This is a genomic window from Heyndrickxia shackletonii (assembly GCF_001420715.1).
GTDB classification, from domain to species: Bacteria; Bacillota; Bacilli; order Bacillales; family Bacillaceae_C; genus Margalitia; species Margalitia shackletonii.
Map to the genome: position 1 here is coordinate 2,189,969 of NZ_LJJC01000004.1, position 15,573 is coordinate 2,205,541.

19 protein-coding genes are annotated in these 15,573 nt (G+C 35.8%); 16 read left to right on the forward strand and 3 right to left on the reverse strand.

The features are described 5' to 3' along the window. Positions 1–158 precede the first annotated feature (158 nt). From AN964_RS10385 to AN964_RS10395, 3 genes are all read left to right on the forward strand, one after another. Positions 159–950 carry a LysM peptidoglycan-binding and 3D domain-containing protein gene (locus tag AN964_RS10385; protein WP_055739605.1) on the forward strand — a complete coding sequence of 264 codons (792 nt, stop codon included), beginning with the start codon at positions 159–161 and terminating at the stop codon, positions 948–950. 133 nt (positions 951–1,083) lie between these two features. Further along, complete coding sequence (locus AN964_RS10390; protein ID WP_055739606.1) at positions 1,084–1,293, forward strand: zinc ribbon domain-containing protein; 210 nt, start codon at positions 1,084–1,086, stop codon at positions 1,291–1,293. A gap of 77 nt (positions 1,294–1,370) precedes the next feature. Beyond that, positions 1,371–2,279 (forward strand): Gfo/Idh/MocA family protein, encoded by a 909-nt coding sequence (locus AN964_RS10395; RefSeq protein ID WP_055739607.1) that lies wholly within the window; start codon positions 1,371–1,373, stop codon positions 2,277–2,279. A gap of 16 nt (positions 2,280–2,295) precedes the next feature. Here the strand turns inward: AN964_RS10395 and AN964_RS10400 are convergent, their stop codons facing one another. Together AN964_RS10400 and yhfH are read right to left on the reverse strand one after the other, a co-directional pair. Continuing rightward, positions 2,296–3,483, reverse strand: coding sequence for an alanyl-tRNA editing protein (locus AN964_RS10400; protein WP_055739608.1), 1,188 nt, complete (start codon positions 3,481–3,483; stop codon positions 2,296–2,298). 85 nt (positions 3,484–3,568) lie between these two features. Then, positions 3,569–3,706, reverse strand: coding sequence for a protein YhfH (gene yhfH, locus AN964_RS25500; RefSeq protein ID WP_083489302.1), 138 nt, complete (start codon positions 3,704–3,706; stop codon positions 3,569–3,571). 189 nt (positions 3,707–3,895) lie between these two features. On the opposite strand from yhfH, the gene AN964_RS10405 reads away from it, so the two are divergent. The 11 genes from AN964_RS10405 to hisIE all read left to right on the forward strand — a co-directional run bounded on the left by AN964_RS10405 (position 3,896) and on the right by hisIE (position 13,434). Then, the gene (locus tag AN964_RS10405; RefSeq protein WP_055739609.1) at positions 3,896–4,717 is read left to right on the forward strand and encodes a VanW family protein; all 822 of its coding nucleotides are present in this window, start codon (positions 3,896–3,898) and stop codon (positions 4,715–4,717) included. A gap of 72 nt (positions 4,718–4,789) precedes the next feature. After that, on the forward strand, positions 4,790–5,476 hold the full coding sequence (locus AN964_RS10410) for a sigma-70 family RNA polymerase sigma factor (protein WP_055739610.1): 687 nt from the start codon (positions 4,790–4,792) through the stop codon (positions 5,474–5,476). Between the two features lie 18 nt (positions 5,477–5,494). After that, a complete protein-coding gene (clpP, locus tag AN964_RS10415) occupies positions 5,495–6,076 on the forward strand; it encodes an ATP-dependent Clp endopeptidase proteolytic subunit ClpP (RefSeq protein WP_055739611.1) in 582 nt (193 codons plus the stop codon). Positions 6,077–7,110: 1,034 nt separating this feature from the next. After that, positions 7,111–8,235: an ATP phosphoribosyltransferase regulatory subunit gene (locus tag AN964_RS10425; RefSeq protein ID WP_055739613.1), complete on the forward strand. Its 1,125-nt coding sequence runs from the start codon at positions 7,111–7,113 to the stop codon at positions 8,233–8,235. After that, positions 8,232–8,852 carry an ATP phosphoribosyltransferase gene (gene hisG / locus AN964_RS10430; RefSeq protein WP_055739614.1) on the forward strand — a complete coding sequence of 207 codons (621 nt, stop codon included), beginning with the start codon at positions 8,232–8,234 and terminating at the stop codon, positions 8,850–8,852. Before AN964_RS10425 ends, hisG begins: the two co-directional genes overlap by 4 nt. Positions 8,853–8,914: 62 nt before the next feature. After that, positions 8,915–10,129, forward strand: a complete 1,215-nt coding sequence (hisD, locus tag AN964_RS10435) for a histidinol dehydrogenase (protein WP_235950446.1) — start codon at positions 8,915–8,917, stop codon at positions 10,127–10,129. 17 nt (positions 10,130–10,146) lie between these two features. Next, positions 10,147–10,734: an imidazoleglycerol-phosphate dehydratase HisB gene (gene hisB / locus AN964_RS10440; RefSeq protein WP_055739616.1), complete on the forward strand. Its 588-nt coding sequence runs from the start codon at positions 10,147–10,149 to the stop codon at positions 10,732–10,734. Next, positions 10,731–11,354, forward strand: coding sequence for an imidazole glycerol phosphate synthase subunit HisH (hisH, locus tag AN964_RS10445; RefSeq protein WP_055739617.1), 624 nt, complete (start codon positions 10,731–10,733; stop codon positions 11,352–11,354). Before hisB ends, hisH begins: the two co-directional genes overlap by 4 nt. Next, entirely contained in the window at positions 11,329–12,039 is a 711-nt protein-coding gene (gene hisA / locus AN964_RS10450; RefSeq protein WP_055739618.1) for a 1-(5-phosphoribosyl)-5-[(5-phosphoribosylamino)methylideneamino]imidazole-4-carboxamide isomerase, read from the forward strand. The genes hisH and hisA overlap by 26 nt, the downstream gene beginning before the upstream one ends. Continuing rightward, a complete protein-coding gene (hisF, locus tag AN964_RS10455) occupies positions 12,036–12,794 on the forward strand; it encodes an imidazole glycerol phosphate synthase subunit HisF (protein WP_055739619.1) in 759 nt (252 codons plus the stop codon). Before hisA ends, hisF begins: the two co-directional genes overlap by 4 nt. Next, positions 12,784–13,434: a bifunctional phosphoribosyl-AMP cyclohydrolase/phosphoribosyl-ATP diphosphatase HisIE gene (gene hisIE, locus AN964_RS10460; protein WP_055739620.1), complete on the forward strand. Its 651-nt coding sequence runs from the start codon at positions 12,784–12,786 to the stop codon at positions 13,432–13,434. The genes hisF and hisIE overlap by 11 nt, the downstream gene beginning before the upstream one ends. Positions 13,435–13,619: 185 nt before the next feature. Here hisIE and AN964_RS10465 read toward each other — a convergent pair whose 3' ends face one another. After that, positions 13,620–14,402 (reverse strand): DUF1836 domain-containing protein, encoded by a 783-nt coding sequence (locus AN964_RS10465; protein WP_055739621.1) that lies wholly within the window; start codon positions 14,400–14,402, stop codon positions 13,620–13,622. 187 nt (positions 14,403–14,589) lie between these two features. On the opposite strand from AN964_RS10465, the gene AN964_RS10470 reads away from it, so the two are divergent. Next, positions 14,590–15,015: a hypothetical protein gene (locus AN964_RS10470; protein WP_055739622.1), complete on the forward strand. Its 426-nt coding sequence runs from the start codon at positions 14,590–14,592 to the stop codon at positions 15,013–15,015. A 3-nt stretch (positions 15,016–15,018) separates the two neighbouring features. Continuing rightward, positions 15,019–15,309, forward strand: a complete 291-nt coding sequence (locus tag AN964_RS10475) for a DUF2653 family protein (RefSeq protein ID WP_055739623.1) — start codon at positions 15,019–15,021, stop codon at positions 15,307–15,309. Positions 15,310–15,573: the final 264 nt, after the last annotated feature.

Genomic DNA, 15,573 nt, shown 5'->3' on the forward strand with positions numbered 1-15,573 from the left:
TATCGCTATTTCAATATATTACAATGTGACAGATTGTTACATTAGTTGAAACGGGAGCGTAATGAAACGAACATGTTGTTGACATTGTATTGTTATTTTCGTGTGTTAGTATTGGCTCAGTTAGCAAAATTGGTTTGCTAGCAAAGGGAGGTAAAAAAATGAAAAAAGCATTTACAGCTATAGCAGCAGCGTTTACGCTGACCGGAGTCGTAACTGGAAATACTTTTGCTGCCGAATACAATGTTAAATTAGGTGATTCACTTTGGAAGATATCCAATGAACATCATACAAATGTTGATTCATTAATGAAATGGAATCACTTATCGAACGACTTAATTTATCCAGATCAAAAACTAACCATTTTAAATAAAGAAACTTATGTTGTAAAAAATGGAGATACCATTTGGGATATTGCAAATAACTACAATGTAACAGTAGATCAATTAAAGCAATGGAACAACCTAACGGCTGATTTAATCCACCCAAATGATGAATTAGTAGTCTATCCAGAAGAAGATACGAAAAAGGCATCCAAAGATGATAACGAATCGAAAAAGGTTGAATCTTCTTCTGTAAAGAATGCTAGTGTGGCAGCAAAGCCCGTAACCAAAAAACAACCTGAAAAAGAACAGGCAGCAAAAAACACAACTGATAATGTTAAAAAGGTTATTCAAATGAGAGCGACCGCGTATACGGCAAATTGTGAAAAATGTTCCGGTATCACAGCTACTGGGGTCAATATCAAAGATCATCCAGAGAAAAAAGTTATTTCAGTAGATCCAAACGTTATTCCACTTGGCTCAAAAGTGTATGTGGAAGGCTATGGATATGCGATTGCAGCGGATACTGGAGGAGCAATAAAAGGACATAAAATTGATATATTTATCCCATCACTTTCGAAAGCGAAGCAATGGGGTGTACGTAACGTAGAAGTAAAAATTATTGAATAGCAGGATTAAGAGGTTTAATCTATTTTAATAGATTTGCCTCTTTTTTATTTATACCACATATTTAAGCGAGTGAAACAAAAAGAGGTGTTCATTCGTAATAGGTTATATAAGGATAAAAAGGAGTGATAGTTGCATGACTGAAAAGAAAGGCTGTATAAAATGCGGAAGTACCGACGCAGCTCAAAAAGACGTTGCCATGACAGGTACGGGATTATCCAAAATGTTTGATATTCAGCACAATCAATTTACCGTTGTGTATTGTAAAAACTGCGGATACTCGGAGTTCTATAATAAACAATCCTCTACTGCATCCAATGTGTTGGATTTCTTTTTTGGAGGATAAGTTCATTTTGTACGATTAGAAATAAGGTTAAGTCAAAAAGTCATTGTTCGAATGAGCAAAAGAAACGGGGGGATACAATGTTAAAAATAGGTATTATTGGTTTAGGCGACATTGCTGCAAAGGCATACTTACCCGTATATGGGCAAAGAGACGATGTTGAATTTCATCTTTTTACGAGAAACAAACAACGACTTTCAAGTATTTCTAAGCAATATCGGTTTGAAAACGTACATGAAAGTATTGACTCATTAATAGATAGCGGGATTGAAGGGGCTTTTGTGCATTCATCGACGGAATCACATTTTGATATTGTACATAAACTTTTATCGAACCATATCCATGTTTACGTGGATAAGCCAATTTCCTATGATTATGATTCTGCAAAGCAATTGGTTGAATTAGCGGAGAAAAATCAATTATTATTAATGGTTGGTTTTAATCGTCGATATGCACCTTCTTATCAAAAACTAAAAGAATTGCAAAACCCTAATATGATTCTGATGCAGAAAAATCGAAAGGGATTGCCAAATGATATAAGGACTTTTGTATACGATGATTTTATTCATGTGCTGGATACGATAAAATATTTATTGCCTACACCAATTGAAAATATAATTGTTAACGGCAGAAAAGAGGGCAAAAACCTCTATCATGCAGTCGTTCAGTTTATTGCAAAGGAATGTACTGCCATCGGAATCATGAACCGTGATAGCGGTACTTCTGAAGAAAAGCTGGAAGTCATGAGTCCCAATGAAAAAAGAGTAGCTACAAATGTTGCCGATGTCACCATTTATCAAGATCGTAATGAATTAAAACTTGTAGGAAGCGATTGGGAGCCAACCCTTCATAAACGTGGCTTTTATCAGATTGTGGATGATTTTATTCAAGCATTAAAAGGGGATTCTTCTCCTAAAATTTCCACAAAGGATGCATTGGCAACACATAAAATTTGTGAATTGGTAGTTTCTAAATTAGAGAAATTATAAGATGCAAAATCCCCACTTACACTTGTGGGGATTTTGCTATTAGTGCATTTTTAATGAAATCCAAAAAGGAAACCATTTCCTCATCACTTGTGAATGTTACTTGTGCAGTGTTTTTAGAACCTCCGCCTTTTCCATTAAAAGAAGAGATGTTTTCTTTTACAAATGCTCCACATTGAAAATCATTTTCCCCATTATGCTGGATTAAACATCTTTTATCAGGAACGGAAGCTAAAATAATAATTTTATCCGTGTTAGCAATTAACTGTCTCGCAAGGACTTGTAAATCTTGTACAGACTTATCAGAAAATGATTTAACTAGTATTGGTTCTCGGTTCGACTTCAATAGTTCATCTGCTAAGTATGTAGCATTTTCATTTAATGCTGCATCTAGCTTTCGCTGCATTTCCCTTTTTTCATTTTCCATTTTCTCGATACGACCGTGGATTTCCTCTTTTGATGTAGATAAATTTTTTGTAAGAGCTGCAAGAATATCATGTTTCTCCTGGTAATCCTGAATGGCCCTAAATCCGCATAAAAAGTGAAGTCTAGTATTCCTGCGTTGTTTTTCTGTTTTTATCAGCTTTATTAATCCGATTTCCAGAGTTCCCTCCACATGAGTACCGCAGCATGCAGAGTAATCTAATCCTTCAATTTCGACAATTCGAATGTCACCAGTCACATCGGGAATTTTTCTTAACGGGATATTGGATAATTCTTCTTCTGGAACAATATATGTTTTTACTTTTCTATTTTCATATATGTATTGATTGGCCCTTGCTTCTATAGCTTTTAATTGTTTATCCGTAAGATCCGGCACTTCCAAATCGATCGTCACCGTTACTTCCCCAAGATGAAAACTGATAGTATGTGCATCAAATAATTCGATACAAACTGCTGATAACAGATGTTGTCCGGTATGGTGTTGAGTATGATCTACACGCCGATGCTTATCTATTTTGCATTGAATCTTTTTATTAACTGGTTTTGTTTCAAGTGTATGATAGATTTCATCATTTTCCTCAAAAACATCCAGTACTCTTATCGAATCAATATACCCTACATCATGTGGCTGTCCCCCTCCAGTAGGGTAAAAAGCTGTTTTAGCCAACGTTACGATAATTTTATTATCCCTTTCATGTATACTCGTAATTTCAGTAGACCATTCAAACGTTTTTGGTTCACTATAAAACAATTTTTCAGTCAAATGCTTCCTTCCTCTCTATATTCATTTATCCTTTTATTATAGATGGTAGTAGGAGCAATGGAAAGGATGACAAAAAAGAGGAGTACTACTCCTCTCTCTTTGCAAGACAGCGTTCACACTCCATAATATAGGACTCTGCTTGTTCCTCATGGATATGCTCCCCGCATTCCGGACAAACTTTTTTAGACAAATTACGGAAAAATTCAACTGGGTTTCCTAACATCTAGTTATTCCTCCTTTATCATCTACTATAATACAGTTTATTTATTTTTATTCTGTTATGATACAGTATATGCGTAATATGAGTCAACTGTTATTCGTAAAAATCTTAAAATTAAGAAATATTGTTGATGCAATTGGAAAGACCTGTTAATCTGAAACTAAAAGGATGCTCTTTGCAAGGGGGAATAATGTGGATATCACAAAGCTGCGCCCGAAAAAAAGATCTCGTATTAGGATATTCATTGGAAAACATTATTTTATCTTTAAGCGTTATTTGGCTTGGATTTTTGACAAAAATATATATGCGAAAGAGAAACAGCTTGAGTGGTTTCCGCATATCATTTATAAGCATCAAACCATGTTATTAAGACCATTACGCGGGGTAGATATGTGGTACCAGTATAATAAAATTAAGAATTTAGAAATCGCTATTAAACAATTAAACGGGGTTGTCATACATCCTGGGGAAACCTTTTCCTATTGGAAGCTTATTGGCAAACCAAAGAAGAAAAAAGGCTATGTTGACGGTATGGTTCTTTATTATGGTACTTTTAAAAAAGGAATTGGCGGTGGGCTTTGTCAGCTTTCCAATTTACTTTACTGGATGACATTACATACTCCTTTAACGATTACAGAAAGAAATCGTCATAGTTATGATGTATTTCCGGACTCCAACAGAACACAGCCATTTGGGAGCGGAGCAACCTGTGCATATAACTACCTGGATTTACAAATAAAAAATAATACGAACGAACCGTATCAATTGCATTTATCGTTAACAGATACACATTTAGTTGGGGAATGGAGGGCATTAAATCCATCTTTATACAGTTATGAAATATATGAAAAAGAGCATCAAATCACGCCTGCATATTGGGGAGGATATGTTAGGCATAATATTTTAAATCGAAAAATATATAATCGCAAAAAGCAGTTGATAGATGATGAATTTATCGTTGAAAATCATGCGATTATGATGTATGAACCATTATTGGAACAAAAAATGGAGTAAATTATTTTTTACCCGTAACTTTTTAGCTTTCGTATCCGTTCAATATATAGAGGTTCAAAAGGAGTGATCACTTTGAAAACCAAGCTTGGTACTGAATCTTCTATTCAAGAAGAAAATGTTACGACAACCATAACGAGTATGTATCCTGCATTAAAGAGGTATTGCCAATTTCTGACCAGAAATGGTTGGGATGCGGAGGACCTGGCACATGAGGCGATTGAAAAAATGTATCACAAATATGTAAATCAAAATGCAAATCAAGGTAAAATCACGCCTGCATTATTATATAAGATTGCTTATAACCATTGGATTGATCAATTTCGGAAACGTTCAAAGGAACAGGGCACCATGAAGTCTGAACCATCTGTGGATCCAATGAAAATATTACCGGAAGTATATTCGATAAGCGAGTTATTAGTAAAACATTTAACTCCTCAACAAACGGTCATATTTTTGTTAAAAGATATTTTTCAATACGAAATGAGTGAAATAGGAAAACAATTGAATTTAACAGAGGGAGCAATTAAAGCTTCTTTATTCAGAACCCGCCAGCATTTAAGGAAGGTTATCGATGAGGATAATGAGATAAATACAAAAAAAATCGAGAATAGGCAAATGCGGTTGTTTTATGAATCCATCATTCAATCCATACAGCACGAACAGCCGAATATCCTTATCAAGCAATACAAAAAATTATTCCAGCAACAAATCCCTATGTGCAAAGGTTCAAACAACCTCTCTTTACTTGCAGCGGCATAATATTAGGGAGGCAATAAAATGAATGCAATTCCATATGTTATTGAGCAGTCCTCACGAGGAGAAAGATCTTATGATATTTATTCAAGGTTACTAAAAGACCGTATTATAATGATCGGTGATGAAATAAATGATCAAATAGCCAATACGGTAGTCGCACAATTGCTTTTCTTAGCAGCAGACGATCCGGAAAAGGATATTTCCATCTATATCAACAGTCCAGGTGGATCGACCACTGCAGGATTCTCGATTCTCGATACGATGCAATATATAAAGCCAGATGTTCAAACAATTTGTTTAGGTTTAGCAGCTTCTTTTGGAGCAATGCTTTTAATGGCGGGGACAAAGGGAAAACGGTTCGCGTTGCCGAATAGTGAAATAATGATTCACCAGCCTTTAGGCGGTGCACGTGGTCAAGCTACAGAAATTGATATATCAGCAAGAAGAATTTTAAAATTAAAGGATCAAATTAATGGAATGATTGCTGATTTAACTGGACAGCCGCTTGAAAAGGTGAAAGCCGATACGGAACGGGATTACTTTCTTTCCGCAGAGGAAGCAAAGGATTATGGGATAATTGATAAAGTCCTTAATCAAAAATAATGTAAAAGGAGTACAGAATCATTGATCCCTGTACTCCTTTTTAAGTGTGCGCGGTTTCAGCTATAACTTAGCTTTGAAAGTGTGGCTGCTAGAGGTGGTGGCTGCAGGACTTTTAGCTAATCAGTCCACATTAAGGTAGAATTTGAATGCAGCGGGAGAGTTTTATGTTTCTTTCAAAGAGGTCGAAATTTTTATGGCGGCATAAATTGAACTAGCAAGGAGAACTAAAAGGAAAACAAGAATAAAAGTGTAATGATTAAAGAATATGGAGTTAGACCACGTATTTAGCAATGATAATTGTTTAACACTTGTAAAGGATGGACTGACTTCAACAATTTTTTCCCTAATCTTATTTGCTTCAATGTTTGTAAATAATACTATGATCAATGATAATAAACTTGAAGAAAAAATAACAATCAGAATGAATTTCATATTTTTCTTAAGTATAAAATTGGTCAAATATTTAAAAGTACCATATAAAAAAATTAAAAAGAAGGGAAAAAGAATAAACCAAGGGAACAAGCCGGGATTCCCATTACCACCACTTGCCACACCTAATTCACTTTTTTTAACTAAAGGTTCTGTCAAATAGTTACAAAGAAAAAATAGAATCATAGATAGTATTGTACTTATTACATAGAGGTACTTAAACATAAAATTCCCTACTTTCAATACATGTTAAAGGAGAAAGTTGTTTACTTTTCCTATGAACATTTCTCCAGCTAACCCAATATTCCTCCGTATTATATAAACCACCATTAATATCTTTTTACGTAAAATATTGTCCACAGTCAGGATTAATTCCCATTATAACTCTTAGATGGTAGTACCTACCAGATGTGATGATAATTAATTCAATATATGAAGAATTCATTTGAAATGATAAATAATTAATTAGATTAACATTACTTAAGTATTTAAGTCTATCAAAAATTTCGATTGACGAATGTTTTTATTTGTTATATTCTAAAACAAAATCCTTTAGTTTGGTAGAGTGATAATAAGATAAAGGATAATGGTTAGGAAGTGAAATTATGTTTTTACCGAGCGGAAGTCAAGACGAATTCGGGAATGTGGTCAGGAACCGGAATATGGTTTGTGAAGTATTTAGGGAAATTATTGAAGATAGAGGGTTCGTGGAAATATCTACACCCCTGGTCGAGTATGCATCTACATTTACAAATAAATATGTAGGAATGGAATTACAAAATTTGCTGAAATGGTTTAACCGAAATGGAGAAATTGAAGTATTGCGACCTGATTGGACATCAGCAATTGCAAGAGCTTTAGTGCGATTAAAGTCAAAACAGACGAAATGGGCTTATCAAGGATCTGTATTTCGTGAAGACCAACCAGGTATTGAAAAAAGGCAAATTGGAATCGAAATAATTCAAACTCCAAAGCTTCTAGGGGAAAGTGAGTGCCTTTTCTTAGCGAAGGAATTGTTGGAAAAATTAAACATTCATGAATATGCGGTGGAACTTGGCCACACGGACATTTTTGAGGAACTTACCAAAACGATGGAATTAAAGGAAGCGGAAAAAGAAAGACTTCGTGTCGCCATGCATAATAAACGGAAAGATGAAGTATACGCTATTGCCGCTCAGTATGGTGATAAAAATATTGCGGATGAATTAGCCTTACTTATAGATGCATATGGTTCTGTAGATATTTTAAAAGACTATGAGAAAAGATGGTCCAAAAAAGAGAGCATGTCAGCTATCATTCATCATTTAAATAGGATCATTGCCATTTTAAAAGAGGTAAATATAGGTGACATCATGGTGGATTTAGGGAGAGTGAAAAACTTGCCCTATTATTCGGGAATAATGTTTCGGGGTTATTCCTCTGACAATGGTGATTTATGTTTTTCAGGCGGGAGATACGATAAGTTATACGACCAGTTTGATACGAAGGTATCAGCTGTTGGGTTAGCCTTTGATGTAGATAATCTGGCAAATAAAATGGAGATTTCCTCGAAAAAAGAAAGGGTTTGTATTGTAGCAACAGATGATACTCTTGCTTTTGCTGAAAAATATAGAAAAGAGTATAAGCATGGGATTGTGGATATTGTTTATGAGATTAATCCATTTGTTTCATATGATAAGGTGCTCTATGTGAAAAATAATAATGATAAATTAGAGGTGGTGAAAGCATGAAGGTTTGTGTTGCATTAACAAAAGGGCGGTTGGAGGACCAATTTTTGCAATATCTCGAGTCCCTTTCATTTGATATTGAACCTTTAATCAATAAAGGAAGAAAGCTATGCGTAGAGGCAGGGAATCTTCAATTCATTTTTGCAAAAGGGGCAGATGTAGGTACATATGTAGAGCATGGCATTGCAGATCTCGGCATTATTGGAGAAGATATTTTACTAGAGTATCAGCCGGATGTATTTGATCTATTTCCATTGCCATTTGGCGAATGTCGATTTGCTCTTGCGGAAGCTGCTAATAAAAAACCTTCCTTGACAAAAAGAAAAATCGCTACGAAGTACCCAAACATCACGAATGATTATTTTAGAAATACGGGAGAATCTGTTGACATTGTCAAACTTGAAGGATCTGTTGAATTAGCTCCAGTACTGGGACTATCTGACGCGATTGTCGATATAGTGGAAACCGGAACAACGCTAGCTGAAAATGGCCTTATCATCAAAGAAGAATTTCATCCGTTAAGTGCCAGATGTATCGCAAACCGTTCCTCCCTAAAAATAAAAAAAGCATTCATTACACCATTTATTGATGCACTTCAGGGACAGGAGGTATTAAGTTGATCCCGAAACTATCGAATGATGAATATATGAAACGATTTATAAACGGAAATAGAAAAATATCAATGAATACAGAAATCATCGAAACCGCCCTGAACGTTATCAAAGATGTTCGTTTGAATGGAGATAAAGCATTAGAAAAATATGCTGAGAAGTTTGATGGATTTATCCCCGAGGACTGGGAGGTTTCAGAGGAGGAGCGGAAGCAGGCGTGGAATAACATTTCCCCAAACGTTATTGATTCTCTTCAGAAAGCGGCCGCTAATATCAGATCCTTTCACCGTAAGCAGCTTACACAATCCAGGATAATGGAAATGACAGATGATATTATTTCCGGTCAGTTGTTTCGACCAATTGAGAGGGTAGGTGTCTATGTGCCAGGTGGAACTGCCAGTTACCCTTCGACGGTATTGATGAATGCTATTCCAGCTGCAATCGCTGGGGTAGATGAGATTATCATGGTTACCCCAGTTCGCAGCGAGCATGGGATATCGCCTGTACTATTAGTGGCAGCTGATATTGCCGGAGTCAACAAAATCTATCAAATTGGCGGCATACAAGCGATTGCTGCTTTGGCCTATGGGACATCCACTATTCCAAAAGTAGACAAAATTGTTGGACCGGGAAATGCATATGTTGCTGCGGCAAAATCCATTGTTTACGGAGATGTAGGAATTGACATGATTGCGGGTCCATCCGAAGTGGCCATTATAGCAGATAAAAATGCAAATCCTGCCTATATTGCGGCAGATTTACTTGCACAGGCAGAGCACGACCAAGACGCAAGGACTTTTCTTTTTTCTACATCGAGCACTTTAGTAGACGAGGTTTCTATAGAAATAAATAAACAACTTGCTGAATTACCTAGAAAGGAAATTGCAACCCCTTCTCTTTTAAATAATAGTGCTGCAGTAGTTGTGGATAATCTATATACAGCTTTTAGGCTTGTTAATCAGTTGGCTCCAGAACACTTGGAAATAGTTTTGGAAAATCCATTATCATGGCTAGGTTTGGTTAAAAATGCAGGTTCTGTTTTCTTAGGAGAGAATACCCCTGAAGCGGTAGGAGATTATTTTGGAGGCCCAAATCATGTATTGCCTACTTCGGGTAATGCAAGGTTTTCTTCCGGTTTATCTGTCGATGATTTTATCAAAAAAACAACCTATCTTTATTACTCTGAAAAAGCGTTAGGGAATGCTGCAGAGCATATTATGACAATCGCGAATGAAGAGAAATTAACAGGTCATGCCCGGGCGGTTCAAATAAGAATGCAAATATGATGGAGGGAACGATAATCATGAGAACAGCTTCGAAAGAAAGAAAAACAAATGAAACGTTTATTCAAGTAACGTGCCATTTAGATGATTCTTCTGAGGTAGAAATTAATACAGGGGTAGGCTTTTTTGACCACATGCTAGAGTTATTTGCAAGGCACGGACGGATTAGTCTTGTAGTAAAAGCCGAGGGAGATTTATATATCGATAGCCACCATACCGTGGAAGATGTAGGAATTGTTTTTGGCCAGGTAGTGAAGGAGGCTTTAGGTTCTAAGGAAGGAATAGTACGCTATGGTTCTGCCTATGTACCAATGGACGAAACGCTTGGTTTCGTAGCTTTAGATATTAGTGGAAGGCCATTTTTACATTTTGATGCTGATTTGCAAAATCCAAAACTGGGCAATTTTGATACGGAATTAGTAAAAGAATTTTTCCAAGCTTTTGCTTTTCAGTCAGGGATTACTCTTCATGCAAGAGTGTTATATGGGGAAAACACGCATCATAAGATTGAGTCGTTATTTAAAGCATTAGGACGGGCATTATCTCAAGCTATTATGATTGATCCTCGAATAAAAGGGGTTAATTCAACGAAGGGGATAATAGAATGATAGGGATTGTCGATTATGGAATGGGGAATATTGCAAGTGTTCGAAATACGTTATCCAAGCTTTGTGTTCAAACGATTGTATCCGATCAAGCGGAAATGTTAGAACAAGCCTCTCATATCATTTTACCTGGTGTAGGTTCTTTTCATGCATCAATCGATGAAATAGAACAACGCGGATTAAAGGGTGTCATTCAAGACTTGGCAAGAAAGAAACCTATTTTAGGCGTGTGCCTTGGAATGCAGCTTTTATTTTCGGAAGGGTTTGAAGGCGGAAGGAAAGAGGGGTTGGACTTAATTCCCGGTCAAATAAAAAGAATAAAAACGGATTATATATTACCTCATATTGGGTGGAATCAGCTCCATATTCAAAACGAGGGAAATGGATTCCGTGATTTTGAAGGAGAGCATGTATATTTTGTACATTCTTATCAAGTGCAGACCGATGCAACATATATTGTTGCTACGACAGATTATGGCACTGAGATCCCCGCAATTGTTCAAAAGGATAATGTCTTTGGGATGCAATTTCATCCTGAAAAAAGCGGGAAAGTAGGACTGGAATTAATAAAAATGTTCTTAGGGGTGAACATGAAGCATGACAAAAGTTATACCAGCCATTGATTTAATCGATGGAAAATGTGTTCGATTATTTCAAGGTGACTTTAATAAATCAACTGTTATGGGAAATGATCCTGAAATTCAATTGCAAAAATTTATCGAAGATGGTGCCGGATTAATCCATATTGTAGATTTAGATGGTGCGAGATTGGGTGCTCCTAAACAATTTGAATTGATAAGTAACTTAGCTAAAATTTCTTCTGTGCCCATTCAGGTTGGCGGTGGAATTCGATCTATAGAAACAATCGAAAAATATATTAAAGCGGGTGTATCACGACTCGTACTTGGTACAGCTGCAATGGAGGATGAAGCTTTCTTAAAAGGTGTTTTAAAGAATTTTAGCGACCAGGTTGCTGTTGGTATCGATGCTAAAAACGAAAAGGTTGCGACTAGAGGTTGGGAAACCGTTGTCGATGTAAACTATATCGATTTTGCAAAAAACATAGAGGAATTAGGTGCGAAAACCATTATTTTTACCGATATTTCGCGAGATGGTACTTTAACTGGTCCCAATCTTGAACAGCTGCACCGTTTAAATGAAGCAGTTCAATGTCACATCATTGCTTCCGGTGGAATTCGAAATCAACATGATTTAGAAGCTTTAGATGTAATTGGAGTGGCGGAGGCTATTGTCGGCAAAGCATTATATGATGGGATGATAAAGCTGTCGGGAGTTGTTTCAAGATGATTGCAAAAAGAATTATCCCATGTTTGGACGTAAAAGACGGCAAGGTTGTAAAGGGAACAAACTTCATTCACTTGCGGGAAATGGGTGACCCAGTTGAAATGGCTACATACTACTCCGAAAACGGAGCAGATGAAATTATTTTTCTGGATATTTCTGCAACGAACGAAGGAAGAAAAACGGTTATAGAAATGGTAAAAAGAACTGCAGAAAATATCTTTGTCCCTTTTACCGTTGGCGGTGGGGTAAGAACCATTGATGATGTGACACAGCTTTTAAAAGCCGGTGCAGATAAGGTAGGGATTAATTCTGCAGCTGTACAGAATTCTACTCTTATAAAAGAAGCTGCTGACCGATTTGGTTCACAGTGTATTGTAGTCGCAATTGATGCGAAGAAATTTTCAAATGGATGGCATGTTATGACTCATGGCGGCCGTAAAGACACAGGGATTGATGCGGTCGAATGGGCTAAAACAGTGGAGCAGCTTGGTGCAGGAGAAATTTTATTAACAAGTGTAGATTGTGATGGAGTGAAGGAAGGATTTGACATTCCCTTAACTAAAGCGATTATTTCCGAAGTAAGAATCCCAGTCATTGCATCCGGTGGCTGCGGAAAGAGGGAACATTTTCCAGATGTGTTTTTGGAAACAGATGCATCCGCAGCATTGGCTGCATCTATTTTTCACGAAGGCACCTATTCTATCCAAGAAGTGAAACAAATCTGTCAAGAAAATGGAGTGAATATACGTGAAGCCTGATTTTACGAAAGGATTAATACCTGCCATCATCGTGGAAGAAAAAACGAATGAAGTTATCATGCTTGCATATATGAACGAAGAATCTTACAACAAGACGTTGGAAACAAATGAGACATGGTTTTACTCACGTTCGCGGGAATGCCTTTGGAATAAAGGGGCAACCTCTGGGCATAAACAAATGGTTAAGTCCATTACAATAGATTGTGATAACGATTCCCTATTAATTCGAGTAGACGCAAAAGGACCTGCTTGTCATACAGGAGAAAAATCTTGTTTCTATCGGTCTATTAAATCGAATGAAGATACCTCTATTTCCGGAAACATTTTTCATCAGGTGATGGAGGAAATTGAAGACAGGAAAAAAGTAAAAGTGGAAAATTCTTATACCAATTATTTATATGATAAGGGTATTGATAAGATAGGAAAAAAAGTGATTGAAGAAGCAGGAGAAATCGTTATTGCTGCAAAAAATCAAAGCAAGGAAGAAGTTATCAATGAGTGCAGCGATCTCCTTTTTCATAGTTTTGTTCTGTTAGCGAATCAGAATATTTCTCTTCACGATGTGGAAGAAGAGCTTGCAAAACGGTTTACGAAAAAGGGGAATAGTAAAGGGGATCGACAGGTTATTGAAAATTGGTAGTTCTTTATATAGATTTGCAACACGACCTGAAAGTAATTTTTTTCTTTCAGGTCGTGTTGAGGTTTAAGTGAGAAAATTAATGAAAGACACTGAGTCACTTTGTTTAATTCGGATTGTCTTTCAAATGGTTAATGAAGAACATTTAATTACTATTTTTAGCCTAGAATGTCCTTCAAAATTCTCTCCTACTTTTCTTGATAAGATTCCTCAATATCCTGTGCGAATAATGCAGCTTTTAAATACCGTTTTGCAAGCATTTGATAATAGGCTGTGTACACAGATAAAGTTGCGATTACAATAATATTCTTGATTGCTTCACGTTGATTATGATGGATATTATGATATCCTGCCACAATGTTCTCCGCTTTCCCCTCGATGATCTTCTCCATTGTTGTTACCGTATGTATATTTAACTCTTTTTCATTTAATTGTATGCCGCTCATGTTCAATTCATCGAATAAGATGGAATAGGTTGCATACAAGTGAATAGGATTTATGAGATCATCCTCGTTATCTTCAGGATCATTAATAATTAGTTTTAATAAGCGGCGAATTGATTCAAAATCAAGAGAGGATTTAAGATCTTCTACTAAAAACAACAATGCTGTTTGCTCTAAAGAGTATTTTTTTCCTTTTTGTGGAGCAACAATCATTTCTTTTATATCACGCTTTACCCAATTTTGAACGGCTGTCGAGGAAAAACTTGTATTTTCGATTTGATTGCCTAGTGCGACAATTTCATTTAATGATAACCCGATATCGATCTGATTTTCTTTTAATATTTTATCAAAAATTGGTGGCAAGTAAGTGGAAACAAGTGTGTTAACGGTTCCTCCATCATTTACAGAATTTTTCTTAGATCTAATCCAGCCTTCCTGTAAAATTTTTAAAGGCTTTTTTTCATTCCAGCCTTTTAAGCAAAGTAAAAGTTCTGCCATTTCTTTTCTTGTAAGGTGAAAAGTATCCATTTGTTATCTCCAGTTCAGTAAGTTCTTATGAACTTATCTTATGATTTATGGTGAAAAAAGTCAATTACAGAAAGGAACAAAGAAATTCTACTTGATTTTTAACTAAAAAGTTCATATAATAAGTTCATAGGAACTATTCTTATGATAGATTTCTATCTGAGTGATGAATTAAAGGAGAAGAATGTAAATGTTAAAAAAATTGATCGCAATTGTAACAGCCTTCACTTTTGTCTTTACGATTTTAGGATTAGGCTTTTCACATGATGCTTCAGCGAAAGGATATCGATCCATAAAGAGATCCTATACACCGCCGACACATCAATATCAAAAGCCAAACAATAGCCAAAGTAATTCGTATAACTCCACAACTAAAAATAATAATACAAAATCCTTTTTCTCGAATAAGTCCTACTCAAATGGCAGCAAGGGAAGCTTCGTGAAAGGAATGCTATTAGGTGGATTAGGCGGATTTTTAATGGGTCACATGTTCGGCTCAACATTTGGAGCTTTGGGTTCAGTCCTAGCACCAGTATTAAATATCATCTTCTTTATATTAATTTTGATGGTAATCTGGAGAGTATTTAAATTTTTGATAAGACCAAGAAGGTACTAGTTTATGGAAATAATAAAAATAGATGAACAAGAAATTGTCAACGCGGTATGTGTGTATATGGCAAATAAGAACGGGATATCCCCTGAATCTGTTTATGTTGAATTACTATTTGATGATGACGAAGGATATTCTGCTGAATTAGAAGTAAATAACCGAAAGGAAATAATTTCGGAAGCTAAATTGGTAGAAGCATTAAGAAATTGGATGGACCTAGAATATAATATGGATCCCTTTTCTGTAGGTGTACAATTTGATTTGCATGAAGGGGAAGGCATCGTAGCCTATATTAGTTAGTGAACAAGCCGGATAACTCCGGCTTGTTTTTTTTGGTTCTGTCCCAGATTGTTAGAAAGGGTGATTAAATTGTAACAAAAGTAATAATATTTAAAATAAACTTGCAATGATGAAATAAATTGTAATAAAATGGTCATATTAGGAATTTTATATAAAAGTAGGAGGTGAGTCACATAATCGAATAAATTTATTATCGGTTATAAAAAGCTCCTTAGAAATAGTCCTCAATAGTAAACCACATCAATCATTCTATAAAAAAATTTT